This is a genomic window from Chryseobacterium paridis (genome assembly GCF_016595215.1).
GTDB classification, from domain to species: Bacteria; Bacteroidota; Bacteroidia; order Flavobacteriales; family Weeksellaceae; genus Chryseobacterium; species Chryseobacterium paridis.
The window spans coordinates 259,221-272,103 of record NZ_JAENHK010000005.1; the positions used below are offsets into that span (position 1 = coordinate 259,221).

The following is a 12,883-nucleotide window of genomic DNA, read 5'->3' on the forward strand; positions in this document are numbered from 1 at the left end:
GCATCAATTTCATTTTTTTCTATATTTGAAAGCCAAGAAGTTAATTATTTCTTATGCTTTTTTTAATTGAAATAAGATTTTACTAATTTAACCTTAGCATAAAAAATTAATCTACCATAAAACAATATAAAAAGAAATTGCATGAAAGGGCTTTACGTACTATATTTTTGCTACAGCAGTCATTAGACCGATATATAGCATTTGTATTAGACGAGATAAAATAATTATCGCTAAAAGCATGATGGAAGTTTGAAGGATACTCAATTCTTTACTATTCAAAATCTAGCATACAGTGGTGTATACCATTAAAGGTCTTGTATTTACCTCCTTGCGCTTGACATACATCGATTACATTATTTCATTCCGAATCTATTATTAATGCATATTTCTAATAATAGATATTGTGGCATTTTTATTTTACATAACGCACATCACATACTAATAACAAAATATTTACTTTATAGATGTTATACAAAGAAATACACATAGGACAATTCATTAAAGAGCGAGTTGAGGATAAAGGAATTACATTAGAAAGAATCTGTAATTTCTTAAATAAAGATGAAGAATTCGTTGAAAACATGTACAATAACAGATCGATAGATACTGAAGTATTGTTAAGATGTAGTAAATTACTGGAGTATGATTTCTTCAGACTGTACAGCTCCCATCTAATTTTATATGCTCCTCCGGCAGCCGTTAATAAGAACACTGAGAAATCAGACAAAATCCCTTATTTCAGAAAAAACATTTACACTCAGGAGATCAAAGAATTTATTATCAAAAGAATTCAGTCCGGTGAAATGAGCCTGAATGATGTAATAAAAGAATATTCCATTCCGAAAAGTACTCTTCACCGTTGGCTACAAAAAATAAACACACCAAATAAATAAGATATAATGCGACCAAATTACAGCAAAATTTATCATGATATGCTCCGATTGGAACATCCTGATAAATTAGAAGAACCAAAAATTAAAGAATTACTTAAGAGGCTTAATACGTCTGATGATGTTTTAAAACTTAATGACAGACTTTTTGAGCAATCCAAAGAAAGTTCAAAAAACAATCAAAAATTAAAGACCTACGACAAGAAAACAATGCTCAAATTATTACAATACCAGAGAAAGCATGGTTTTTCTACCAGTTATATGTCTAAGAAGTATAAGATAAGCAGAACGACCATTGCAAAATGGAAAAAGAATTTTGAAGAAGAACTTAATTAATATAAAAGAACTTGTTTCACAAGTTCTTTATAGTTGAAAGTTGAAAGTGGAAAGTTTATTTCTTAATAAATATAAGTCTATAACTTTGAATTTTCAATTTTCAACTTTCCATTTTCAATTTGCATATTTCTGAACTACTTTTTAATTTTCCAATTATTTTTCAAGTTATAATATCTATCACTCATTTTCTATAAAGGAATTGAGCAAATATCATTTTTGAAAAATTGATTTCTATTTTTGTTATTACATATAATACTAAATATTACGATCATGATCAAAGGACTTTATGAGACACATGTACAGGTAAGTAATTTGGAGAATGCCATTCAATTTTACACAGAAGTTTTAGGACTAAAACTAGCACACATGGATGAAACACGGCCGATTGCATTTCTATGGATTGGTGAAGGAAAAGAATTTATGCTAGGCCTTTGGGAGCAAAAAGAAAATCTACAACCAAGACATTTTGCTTTTTCAAGTGATAAAGAGGATATTCTGAATTACTCTGCTGAATATCTAAAGAATAAAAATCTGAAACCCTATAATTTCCTGAAAGATGAATCAGACAAGCCAATGGTTTTTGCCTGGATGCCGGCACTTGCTATTTATTTTAATGATCCCGATGGAAATAGTCTTGAGTTTATTTCTATTCTCGAGGGTGAAGGCAGGCCGGAACTGGGAGTTATTTCTTATGAAGAATGGTTGAGCAAAAAATAAATATCACAATAAAAAAGACAAGCCTGAATTCAGACTTGCCTTTTTTTATTGTAAATACTAATCCTGGAGAAAATGAATAATCTCTTTTGCTTTATTGATTAGAACATGCCCTTTATCTTCATCAATAATTGTTGTATAGATTGGTAAAGTCCTATTAAAACGTTCTGATATTCTCTCTATTGAACGTACCACGTCATTTCTTCCTCCAATTACCAAAACCGGCATTTTCAATTTCTGCAACTCATGGTCTTCAAAAATATATTCTTTATCCATTCGTGAATGCACATTATTTTGCATGAGATTCATAAACTCAAGAATCTTTGGATCAACCTTCTGGTTCCCTAAAATGATCTTATTGATTTTCTTTCTTCCTGCTTTTCCAAATAGTGAATAGAATATAGCTTTGAGTACAAAACTCCCATTCGTCTTTACGACTCCGGCAGGAGAAAGAAGGACAAGTTTATTTATCTTTTCAGGAAAACTAGATGCAAAACGAATTCCCAGCCATCCTCCCTGAGACAATCCTACTAAATTAATTTTTTGAATACACAAAGTACCTAACACCTCATTTAACCATTGGGCATAATCAGTTGTTTCATAAGGAAGTCTGACCTCTGCACTCTTTCCGGGTTCACCAATAATATCGATAGCCAGAACTCTATATTTTTGAGCATATATAGAAATTTCAGAGATCCACGATGTTGAATTAGATGATGCACCATGCAAAAGCACGACAACTTCATCATTTTCATTTCCAGCTTCTAAAATAAAAGTATCACCAAAGCTCGTTTTACATATTTTTGATTTGATGTCTGCATTGGAACTCTGCAATGCATTATCATACATGGTAAGGATTTTTTGCCTTCCTTCGTCATTCTTAAAAACAGTATTTTTTCTCATTACTGATTCATTTTAAAACTTCATTATTATCACCTGATTTTTTCCATCTAAAAAAGCGAGCAGATTTTATTTTCATAGAAATCTGCTCTTATGAGAATGGTTATTGGTTTTATTTTGCAAAAATCTCTTTTAGCTGAGAAACGATATTGCTATTTCCGGACACTGTAATGTCTCCAATCTTATCGGCAATCTTCTCCATATATTCCATCTCCTTTAATTTCCATAAGACCTCATTCTCTTCCATCAGTTTTGCAGTGTTTAGTAAACTTCTTGTAGAAGCTGTTTCTTCACGGCGCATAATGCTGTTAGCCTGAGCTTTTTTCTCAGCGATCAAAACCTGGTTCATAATTTCTTTCATTTCTCCGGTTAGGATCACATCCCGGATTCCAGCATCTGTTGCCTTTAAACCAAGATCCTCTGCCTTGTTACCCAGATTGTCAAGAATCTCTTTTCCTACACTATCTTTTTTCAATAACAGTTCATCTAATGTCAAAGCACCCACAAATTCACGTAAAGCCAATTGCATCAGGATGTATAATTGTTTATCGTACTCTTTATTATCCATCAATGCTTTCACAATGTTTTCAACCTGATAACGCACATAAAAATTGATTCGAAGCATTGCCTTATCTTTTGTTAGCAACTCCTGACCAGCAATTTCCATTTGCTGCATACGGGTATCAACACTTTTTACTTCAATGGAAATTTCATTCATCCAGAAGTAGTATGTTCCTGCTTCCAGAACTTTCGTCAGCTTTCCGTCAATGATCAGCAAACCTTTATGTTGATTGGTTACCACAAACTTTCTGACAAGGTTTTTCAACTTTGCATTTTCCAGAATGGTTTTGGAAATTCTTTCAGTGATATCAACTTTTGTTAAGTCAATTCTTTGAAATGATCTGTTCATTACACCTTTCCAAACAGCATATTGACCTACATGCAGAACTTCTTTGAAAATTCCGTTTTCATAAACCAAAACAAGTTCTCCATCTTTTACTTCAATAATCTCCAACATAGTGTTCAGCTCTTCATTTTTCAACAAAAGCAATAGATCATCATTAGCCTGTAATAATGTTTTCATTTCATAGGTTTCTACGGATTTATTACCAAAGATCCAGTGATTACCTTCTTTTAAGATCTCAATCAGATTTCGGTTTTTAAATACCAAACCGACTTGATATGCTTTAATTTGTACATTTCTAAACATCATATTATATTTTAAAGGTTATTTATTTTAATAAAAGGAAAATCTGAGATCTCTTCTTCCAAAAATGGCGGAAGTAAAGCATTTCAAAAAAAGTATTCATTTCAGAATAAGCAGTTTTAAAATGAGTTTCTAATCTTTCAGTTCTTGGGCGTGTCCCTTGCCATCGCTAAAACAACAGCTTGGGTCGCTACGTTCACTTCTATCTTTTTTGCAAAACAAAAAAGGATATCCGTTACCATCGCTCACGCAAAAACTTCCTTTTCAGAAAATGCATTCAATCTTCATTATTCATCAATTGAATTCTATTCTTAGAAAAACATCTTTTCTTACAGGCTTTTTCAAAACGTTGCCTAAACAACTGAAAAAAAATCAGACTTTTCCATAGCGAATGTTTTGTAAGAGAACATTCAAAACTCGATCAAAAATAGATTTTGAGTCTATTTTACCTACATTAAAAGTGTAGTGCTCTAACCAACTGAGCTATCTCATTAGAAATGAGAGTGGGGATCGAACCCACGCCAAAAAGCTATTACTCTAACCAACTGAGTTATACTCCCGTACGGAAATAGAAGGATTCGAACCTTCGACCCATAGCACATGGTAGAAGTTTTTTGGAAAACTCCTCAAACCTTCAAGTCAAGCTGAACAGAAAACAATCATGTTTCTCAACAAATTTTTCTGCAATGGTGATATACCGAAACACTCAACAAGACTTCCTTGATATTTTAATTAAAGCTTATTTTTCAAAACTTTAATACTGTTTCATTTTGATAATGCAAAGTAATTACACAAATACGCAATCTATTTGCGTTGTTATTTTTTTTCGAAAAAATTTATTTTTTAATAAAAAGAAATAAGACAAAAGGGGGTTTAATTCGAGACAATCCTTTCAAATTAAAACAAAAAAAAGTTCTCAACTCATACATAATCCATTAAAATAATTATATTTGCAAAATAAAAAATACTTGACAACTCAAATATATATCAATGATAAGTACTGATTTATTACTCTTGATTAATATCACTAAAGTACAGGCTATTCTCTCAAGAAAGTTTGATGCTCTCAGTGTGCATGGACTTAGCTTTAGTGATTTTACGATTCTGTACATCCTTATTAATTCGTCGGAACATAAAATCCGTAGGATCGATCTGGCAGAGAAGATAGGATTAACAGCTTCCGGAATCACAAGACTTCTTAATCCACTTGAAAAAATCGGCCTTGTTTCCAGAGAAGCCAATGAAAGAGATGCACGGGTCAGCTATGTCGTGATCACCGATACCGGAAAAAAGGTATTCGAAGAAGCAAAAAAAACAGCAGAAAGCATTACCTCCGAGGTACTGTCTTTTAAGAAAAATAAATCTCTTAAAACCAGCATCGATTTATTATTTGAATTAGGAGGAAACATACAATAGCCAAAAGATAATTGAATTTAAATGAAAAATACACTTAAACAGCAACTTAGAGAAAAAGCTAAAAATCATTCTGTAACCATGGGAATTCTTGCTGTTAAAAATACGCTCACAGGAAAGCAGTTGATTCAAGGTTCTCTCAATGTTGAGGCATTGGAAAACAAAATAAGATTTTCTTTAAGTATCGGACAATATACTCACCGTGAATTACAAGCTGACTGGAATGAATATGGAGAAAATGCTTTTACATTCGAATGCATTCTTGTCATAGAAGCCCAAAACAATCCATACATTAATTATCGACAGGAAGTTTCAAAGGCACAAAAAAACTGGATTGAAAGCTATGAATTTCCAGAAAATCTTTATAAAATTTGAAAAATGTCAACACCTTATTTATACCCTACTCACGAGGCAGGAAAACATTTATTTAGTAAAAACATAAAAGGTTCTATTGTTAATTTGAATCTTATTAAACTAAAAAAAGAAGCAGATTACTCTGCTCATCCGGAGCTGAAACCCCAAAAAGCGATCAGCGGATGGGATGCGTACTTTCAATATATTAAAGAAACAGAACCTTTTTTGGTAGCAGGAGGAGGTGAAATACTATTTATTGGAAGTGGTGATCAGTTTTTAATAGGTCCCGAAAAAGAGTATTGGGATATTTGCATGCTCATTCGCCAGAAAAGCGTAAATGATTTTTTCAATTTCGAACAAAACGAAGAGTATATGAAAATCGCAGGGCATAGAACTGCCGCTATTGAAGATTCCCGACTGCTTCCTCTTGAAGAAATTCTGTTAAATTCAATAACAGGCAAATGATGAAAACAGTACACATCAGTGATGTAGAGTTATGTTATGAAATCTTTGGAGAAAGTAATATCCAAACTATTGTTTTGATTTCCGGACTAGGCAGCCAAATGATACGATGGGAGAATTCTTTCTGTGAACAATTGGTCACGTTTGGTTTTAAGGTTATCCGTTTTGACAATAGAGATTCGGGAACTTCCGTTTTCAGTGCTCAAAAAGAATTGAACCTCAATGTCAATATCGAACAGGCTTTTGCAAGAATCAAAAAAGAAGATATCCCTTACTCATTAATGGATATGGCAAAAGATGTCATTGGACTTCTTGATCATTTACATATTGAAAAAGCTCACGTTATCGGACGTTCTATGGGTGGAGTGATCACGCAACTTTTGGGATCTTACTTTCCGGAAAGAGTTTTGTCAATTACTATCATTATGTCTACTTCCTTACATCCAGCTTTACCACCTCCCAATTCTGAGGTTATGGCAATGATGACAAAACCTTCGGTTAATCCGGCTATTGATAAGGAGGGGTATATTAAAGAAAAGCTCACTTTTGCAAAAAAAATATCCGGTAGTTTCATGTTGGACGAATCACACGAAACCCAACTTATTGAAAAAGAATTAGCACGTTCAAAAACCAAAAATGGAACAATAAGACAGTTGTTAGCTATGGGTTCCTGGCAATACAATCCGGAAACCTTACGGCAAATTGATGTTCCAACTTTAATTATTCATGGAACGATAGATCTTATTTTCCACCCTGATTGCGCCAGAGATCTGGCTCAGTCTATCCCCAATTCTGAGCTCATGATGATTGAAGGAATGGGACATTCTCTCCCACCGGAATTACAGGCGATCATTGCTAAAAAGATCATAGAAAATATCCAGGCTATCTAAAAAATAAGAAACTCCCTTTTTCAAGGGAGTTTCTATTTATTAATAATTCTGTAGACACCAATACAATATCTTCGAGATATTCTTAGCATCATCTACTCCTCTGTGATGAGTCCCTTCAAGTTTGAAATTCAATTCACCCAAAGCTCTACTCATCCCAACACTCTTTCTGATTGTTGGATGCACTTCTCCAAATAATGTTTTCACATTGATATGGTCATCACTTAAAGGGTAATCAAGATTAAATCTTTTCGCCTGGTTTTTAAGCATAGTCAAATCATAATTTCCATAACTCGCCCAGGTCAAATCTTCAGAATCGTATTCTGCTCTGAGAATATCCAATGCATCATCGAAGAAGACACCCTCTTCATCAAGCATTTTCTGCGTAATAGAAGTCAGTTCTGTACAGAAGGGACTTACTCTGGAATATTGGGGTTTTACTAAAATCCCTTCATTCTTTGAGATCTTACCGGTTTTCACATCCATGATGCAAACTCCGATTTCGATGATCTCACTTTCCTGACCTCTCGGCGGTCGGTCATTCCAACATGTAGCTTCGAGGTCTATAATTAATATATGATCTGTTGTTTTCATTGGTTTACAATTGTTTATTGTTAATAATTACTGTAAAATCTCTCTCAAGATTTTAGCTGCGTTATAAGCATCGTCAGCTCCACTGTGATGATTTCCTTCAAAATTCATTTTCAAATAATTCAAGGCCCTTTTTAAACCCATCATTTTTGGAAGATTAAAGTGATCTTTAAATTCATACATCACATTTAAGTAATCATAAGAGAAAGGAATTTCTATTCCCAGCCAATCACATTGTTCAAAGATTTGTTCTTTATCAAAGTTTCCAAAACCTGCCCAACTAAGTGGTAGTGAATGATATTCATCTTTTATTTTTTCACAGGCTTCTTCAAAATAAATCCCTTTTTCTTCTATTAACTGTGGAGTAATTCCTGTAAGATTTGTGCAAAATCTGTTGATTTCAGATCTTTCTGGAATTACATATATACTTTGCTTTTTAGAAATTGCTTTTGATGTTAGGTTTAATTCGCAAATTCCTATTTCTATAATGTCAACTTTTTGTCCGATTGGAATTCTATCGTTTTCCCAACATGTGGCTTCCAAGTCGATGATTAAAATTTCGTTTGTTGTTTTGTTTTTCATTGTTTTCATACTGCATATTATTTCTAATATCATTTACATTTTGTTATTCAATTGGTGGTGGAGGGAGGATAGGAGAAGAAATATCCCGAGAAGAAATGTTTTTAAATTCTATGCAAAGAAAAAACACAAGTACGCAATCTTTTTACGTAATATAAAAAGTTTCGGTAAAAAATTACCAAAACTAAATTTTAAGAATCACTATTAGCTTTTTTTATAGCTTCTAAATCATTGTTCTTCATTTGAGTAATATGTCTTTGGGCATGAAGCGAAAGAAAATATATATACTCATAAACATTAATCTTTCCCAGGTCATTAACTGTCATTGTAGTCTTATAGAGAAGGCCTTCACCATTTTTCATAAGTTCTAAATAACCCAAACACTGCTGAAGTTGTTGTGAAATCAACTTTCTGATTTCAGTTAATTCCATTTCATCTTTCGGCTCCATATGCTCCGGTCTGATCCAGATAAAAGCTCCATGCACCCCAACCTGTTCCATTGTTGTTTTGTCGAAATTGTAATTTTCTAATTCTAATTTCAAATCAAGACCTTTATCATTTCTTATTGCTTTCTTCATTCCTTTTTCAATAAGAATCAGCAGATAAAAATTGGTGAGATAGATATGCTCTAAAATCTGACGGACAGACCAGCCCTTCTTAATAGGAATATATTCTAATGCTTTGTTATCTGCATCAAACCACTTGTCAACTTCATTAAAACTAGTTTTAAGATGTGATTGTATGTGTTGAATAAATCTAAACGTGTCCATTATGTTTTTTAAAGTTGTCAAGTAGATTAATAATATTCTTTTTACCCACTGGGTTCATTGAGTGACTGTAGAACTTGGGCAAATTCAAATGGTTATCCATACAATAATCGATCAACCATTTTGCACAATCATAACCTGTTTTTTCTGTAAAATCAGAAGAATCTTTTTGTTTTACATAATGCCTATCTGCCAAATCATGATCAAAAGAAATCAATTCAGGAAGCCCTTTTTCTAAAATCTGATTAATAAACTGCTCGTAATTTCGAACAATGTGCCAGTCTTTTTGAAGGAATATTTCCTGTTCCGTATAATGATAAGCTTCAATTGGAAATCTGATATCATCTAAAAACAAGAATCTTTTTATCATGTTCATAAGGTTAATATTTAAGATTTATAATTAAACCATCATATCTGCACAGTTGGAACTTGCAAAGGCATGGGGTTTAGCTTTAAAAACATATCCCATTCCCAAAATATATCCCATTGCATCTTTCAATGCTACATTGGACTTAAACTCAGGATCAGTATTGATATCTGCATGCACCTCCATTTCTACACCATATTTATCCAAAATAGAGCAGATAGCGTAAGCAATTTCTACAGATTTGTTTACTTCATTGAGCATTCGTTCTTTGATGCTTATGGTTTTTATTTCCCTTTGTTTTCTAATAAAAGTAAACGCTCCTTTTCCTTCGCGAATAAATACTACAGCTGTAGCATAACTAATAGCATCACCATATACGTGAGAGTCTGAACCCACACAAACTTTCAGTCGGTATCCATTAGCTTGTTCACGAATGATGGCTTCTTCTACCAACTGCATGATAGGTTGATGGAAAAATTTTCCAGACATGTTTTGCCATATTTCTTGTTGCGTTTCCATTTTTTTACATTTTTTAAAATTCTACATATTTTTTATAATTGCTAAATGATTTTGTTGATTCACCAGGACTCGAACCTGAACAACAAGAGTCAAAGTCTTGTGTGCTACCAATTACACTATGAATCAATATTTTGAGTTATGTGTTACAAATAATAGGTTATGAGTTATTACTCATATTTTGTGGAACAGACAGGAATTGAACCTGTACCTTCAGTTTTTCAGACTAACGTGCAGACCTTCTACACCACTGATCCGGATGTTAATTATCAATGATCATAGATAAGCGATAATTGATTCTGAATGCCACATTATTATTTATCTTTTTACGAATTAACATTTATATTGTACGGGAAAAGGGAGTCGAACCCTCAATATCTTGATTCTAAATCAAGTGCGTCTACCAGTTCCGCCATTCCCGCAGGATTTTTTATCAATAATAATTAAGGTTGGAGAAAGCTTGTCTATATAAACTTTGTTTGTTAGTGTTTGTAAAGATCTTCTGCGCTTGACAAACTTTTCTCTTTCCTCTTAACTTAGTACTCCATAAGGGAATCGAACCCTTATCTTCTGCTCGAAAGGCAGGCGTCCTGACCGCTAGACGAATGGAGCATTGAAAATCAACTGTTAGGAATCGAACCTAAGCGACAAGAGTATAGTTCCTGCATGCTGCCATTACATTATCAGTTGATTTTTTTGGTGGAAGTGGTAGGATTCGAACCTACTCAGCAATGAAGCAACAGAGTTTAACTCTGTGTTCTTTATTTTTTTTAGGAATCGTTCAATTCGTTCCTCATGTCAGTCTGCCCCGACTCTCCAACTTCGGTGCACTTCCCTATTTTTTATAAATGATGATCGATAAGAGATAAATGATTTAGACACTTAGCAATTTCATTTTACATTTTACATTTTACATTTTACATTTTACATTTTACATTTTAAACAATTTGGAGTCAGAAAAAGCTTGTCTAAATTTTTGTGTTTGATATAAGAACTTCTACGCTCGACAAACTTTTACTTTTTCTCCGGAACTAATCTCATTTTAGTTATTTGAGATGGTTATGGGATTGCTCATAACCATATATTTCTTCTTTTGAATTCACGAATGCTCTCCATTTCAAACCCACTCAGCTTACGCAACGGTTTTGCAGACCGCCCCGACTCTTCCACTTCGGCGAACCATCAGGTTTTTTATTGATTATAAATGATAATTGATCGTTGATAATGAATTTATAAACTCCATAACATTCATATTCCGATATTTTCTATCTCATAAAAAAAGAAAAAGGCAGTCTATATTTTCTGTATTTGGCGTAAAGATCTTCTGCTCTTGACTTACCTTTTTTCTTCTCTTTTGAAACAATTAACATTTAGTTTTGAGATGGTTATGGGATTCAAACCCACTCAGCTTACACAACGGTTTTGCAGACCGCCCCGACTCTTCTACTTCGGCGAACCATCAGATTTTAATTTTATAATTGATCAATGATTATTGATAATTGATCTAAAAATTTTAAAATTTATTTTCCTCTTTACATTTTCAATTTTCCATTTAAATAAATTGTCTGGAAAATAGGATTCGAACCTACGACCTCCCGCGTCCAAGGCGGGTAAACAACCACCGTTATCTTTCCAGTTTTTATAGGCTCAGTTTCAAATTTCTTTTCCGAGAGACAATCGGAGCTGAAATTTTCCGTGAACCTTTGCGGTCTATGCGAGAATCGAACTCGCAGTGCCCAAGAGACAGTCGGGCAGGTTAGCCATTACCCCAATAAACCATTTTTGCGGAGAGCAAAGGAATTGAACCTTCACTACTGTTGTAGAACTTATTAGCAGTAAGCCGCAACAAACCAATATTTGCCTACTCTCCTTTTGTAATCTCAGAAGGAATTGAACCTTCAACCCCCGGTTTAAAAGACCGGTGCTCTAACCAATTGAGCTATGAGATTATACTTTGGGTATCTCCGGGAATCGAACCCTGTTCTCCGGTGCCACAAACCGACGCTTTACCAAATAAGCTAAAGAAACCATAAAAAAAGCACCTCTTTTCGGGAGGTGCTGCATATATTTTGACGTGGCAGGTCATTAACTGACCCACGTATATAAGCACCTTTTATCCACACATTCATTATCAATAAGACACGCATTACTTTTCGGCTCCTGTCCTTGTAGTCTTGAATACGGGTTAAATATGTAATGTAATTGTTTCATTATTTTTTTTGTTTTAAACATTTCTGAAATCCTGCAAAACTTGTTGCTTTCAATTTTCGGTTGCAAAGTAAATATGATTTTTTTTAATTCGCAAATAAAATTAAAATATAATTATTTGAAAATCAATTAATTAACTAATAAAATTAGAAATAGAAATTTCTGTCCGCAATATTTTGCAGATATTTTAATTACCTAAATGACTGTCTCTCACCGGTTTGATTATCACTCTATTGTATTATATTAAAATTTCATCGTTAATTAAAAATTTTCACTTTTTTGGTTATTTTTTTTCATTCTAAATAATTTCGCCCTTAAAAACACAAAAAACGCCTCGATAATCGAAGCGTTTTTGTGGTATTTTGATTAAATCTTTACGAGTTTACAGTAAATAATTTCCAAAGTCAGCACATTTCGCCTCATTCCATATCATCCATTCATATCCAAACGATCCCTTTAGTATAGGGCTATCGCATAGATTCAAACTGATATGTGCTCTTTGTATTGTCATAATTTTATTGGTGCAAAGATAATATTTTTCTTAGTACAATGCTGGCTTCGAGAACCTCAGCCACCTTGTTGATTATAAAAAAATGTCTCAAAAGTTAATTAAAACACTTATTGTTTTAATCTTTTAATCGTTCAATCTTTTAATCTTTCAATTCTCTTACCTCAACATTTTACACTTTTAG

At 33.2% G+C, this 12,883-nt stretch carries 15 protein-coding genes and 10 tRNA genes; 7 read left to right on the forward strand and 18 right to left on the reverse strand.

Going from position 1 to position 12,883, the window contains the following annotated elements; genetic code table 11:
- The first annotated feature begins 464 nt into the window (after window positions 1-464).
- From JHL15_RS06230 to JHL15_RS06240, 3 genes are all read left to right on the forward strand, one after another.
- Window positions 465-893, forward strand: coding sequence for a helix-turn-helix domain-containing protein (locus JHL15_RS06230; protein ID WP_200244271.1), 429 nt, complete (start codon window positions 465-467; stop codon window positions 891-893).
- Window positions 894-899: 6 nt separating this feature from the next.
- Window positions 900-1,226, forward strand: coding sequence for a helix-turn-helix domain-containing protein (locus tag JHL15_RS06235; RefSeq protein WP_200244273.1), 327 nt, complete (start codon window positions 900-902; stop codon window positions 1,224-1,226).
- Between the two features lie 270 nt (window positions 1,227-1,496).
- Window positions 1,497-1,943, forward strand: a complete 447-nt coding sequence (locus JHL15_RS06240; protein ID WP_200244275.1) for a VOC family protein — start codon at window positions 1,497-1,499, stop codon at window positions 1,941-1,943.
- A 57-nt stretch (window positions 1,944-2,000) separates the two neighbouring features.
- Here JHL15_RS06240 and JHL15_RS06245 read toward each other — a convergent pair whose 3' ends face one another.
- Both JHL15_RS06245 and JHL15_RS06250 read right to left on the reverse strand, forming a co-directional pair.
- Window positions 2,001-2,843, reverse strand: coding sequence for an alpha/beta fold hydrolase (locus JHL15_RS06245; RefSeq protein WP_200244276.1), 843 nt, complete (start codon window positions 2,841-2,843; stop codon window positions 2,001-2,003).
- 109 nt (window positions 2,844-2,952) lie between these two features.
- Window positions 2,953-4,053, reverse strand: coding sequence for a slipin family protein (locus tag JHL15_RS06250; protein ID WP_234047698.1), 1,101 nt, complete (start codon window positions 4,051-4,053; stop codon window positions 2,953-2,955).
- Between the two features lie 984 nt (window positions 4,054-5,037).
- Here JHL15_RS06250 and JHL15_RS06255 point away from each other — a divergent pair.
- Genes JHL15_RS06255 through JHL15_RS06270 form a run of 4 tightly spaced genes read left to right on the forward strand, consistent with a single transcriptional unit; the run spans window position 5,038 to window position 7,166 of the window.
- A complete protein-coding gene (locus JHL15_RS06255) occupies window positions 5,038-5,463 on the forward strand; it encodes a MarR family winged helix-turn-helix transcriptional regulator (protein WP_200244279.1) in 426 nt (141 codons plus the stop codon).
- A gap of 21 nt (window positions 5,464-5,484) precedes the next feature.
- Window positions 5,485-5,835, forward strand: a complete 351-nt coding sequence (locus tag JHL15_RS06260) for a GIY-YIG nuclease family protein (protein WP_200244280.1) — start codon at window positions 5,485-5,487, stop codon at window positions 5,833-5,835.
- A gap of 3 nt (window positions 5,836-5,838) precedes the next feature.
- On the forward strand, window positions 5,839-6,279 hold the full coding sequence (locus JHL15_RS06265; RefSeq protein ID WP_200244281.1) for a DUF1330 domain-containing protein: 441 nt from the start codon (window positions 5,839-5,841) through the stop codon (window positions 6,277-6,279).
- Entirely contained in the window at window positions 6,276-7,166 is an 891-nt protein-coding gene (locus JHL15_RS06270; RefSeq protein WP_200244282.1) for an alpha/beta fold hydrolase, read from the forward strand. The genes JHL15_RS06265 and JHL15_RS06270 overlap by 4 nt, the downstream gene beginning before the upstream one ends.
- A 39-nt stretch (window positions 7,167-7,205) precedes the next feature.
- On the opposite strand, the gene JHL15_RS06275 is transcribed toward JHL15_RS06270, so the two are convergent.
- The 16 genes from JHL15_RS06275 to JHL15_RS06350 form a co-directional block, all read right to left on the reverse strand.
- A complete protein-coding gene (locus JHL15_RS06275) occupies window positions 7,206-7,757 on the reverse strand; it encodes a 3'-5' exonuclease (RefSeq protein ID WP_200244283.1) in 552 nt (183 codons plus the stop codon).
- Between the two features lie 27 nt (window positions 7,758-7,784).
- Entirely contained in the window at window positions 7,785-8,336 is a 552-nt protein-coding gene (locus tag JHL15_RS06280) for a 3'-5' exonuclease (RefSeq protein ID WP_200244285.1), read from the reverse strand.
- 188 nt (window positions 8,337-8,524) lie between these two features.
- Window positions 8,525-9,103: a DinB family protein gene (locus JHL15_RS06285; protein WP_200244286.1), complete on the reverse strand. Its 579-nt coding sequence runs from the start codon at window positions 9,101-9,103 to the stop codon at window positions 8,525-8,527.
- Window positions 9,090-9,476, reverse strand: a complete 387-nt coding sequence (locus JHL15_RS06290; RefSeq protein WP_200244287.1) for a cyclic-phosphate processing receiver domain-containing protein — start codon at window positions 9,474-9,476, stop codon at window positions 9,090-9,092. Before JHL15_RS06290 ends, JHL15_RS06285 begins: the two co-directional genes overlap by 14 nt.
- A gap of 24 nt (window positions 9,477-9,500) precedes the next feature.
- Window positions 9,501-9,986 (reverse strand): ribonuclease H-like YkuK family protein, encoded by a 486-nt coding sequence (locus JHL15_RS06295; protein ID WP_200244289.1) that lies wholly within the window; start codon window positions 9,984-9,986, stop codon window positions 9,501-9,503.
- 54 nt (window positions 9,987-10,040) lie between these two features.
- A tRNA-Gln gene (locus JHL15_RS06300) sits at window positions 10,041-10,112 on the reverse strand.
- Window positions 10,113-10,167: 55 nt separating this feature from the next.
- Window positions 10,168-10,240, reverse strand: a tRNA-Phe gene (locus JHL15_RS06305).
- 91 nt (window positions 10,241-10,331) lie between these two features.
- Window positions 10,332-10,405 (reverse strand) — tRNA-Leu (locus JHL15_RS06310).
- Between the two features lie 118 nt (window positions 10,406-10,523).
- Window positions 10,524-10,595 (reverse strand) — tRNA-Glu (locus JHL15_RS06315).
- Between the two features lie 85 nt (window positions 10,596-10,680).
- Window positions 10,681-10,818, reverse strand: a tRNA-OTHER gene (locus JHL15_RS06320).
- A 544-nt stretch (window positions 10,819-11,362) separates the two neighbouring features.
- Window positions 11,363-11,444 (reverse strand) — tRNA-Cys (locus JHL15_RS06325).
- 103 nt (window positions 11,445-11,547) lie between these two features.
- Window positions 11,548-11,619 (reverse strand) — tRNA-Pro (locus JHL15_RS06330).
- Window positions 11,620-11,689: 70 nt separating this feature from the next.
- A tRNA-Asp gene (locus JHL15_RS06335) sits at window positions 11,690-11,761 on the reverse strand.
- A 97-nt stretch (window positions 11,762-11,858) separates the two neighbouring features.
- Window positions 11,859-11,932, reverse strand: a tRNA-Lys gene (locus JHL15_RS06340).
- 6 nt (window positions 11,933-11,938) lie between these two features.
- Window positions 11,939-12,006 (reverse strand) — tRNA-His (locus JHL15_RS06345).
- A 567-nt stretch (window positions 12,007-12,573) separates the two neighbouring features.
- Window positions 12,574-12,702, reverse strand: a complete 129-nt coding sequence (locus tag JHL15_RS06350) for a penicillin-binding protein (RefSeq protein WP_200244291.1) — start codon at window positions 12,700-12,702, stop codon at window positions 12,574-12,576.
- Between the last annotated feature and the right edge of the window lie 181 nt (window positions 12,703-12,883).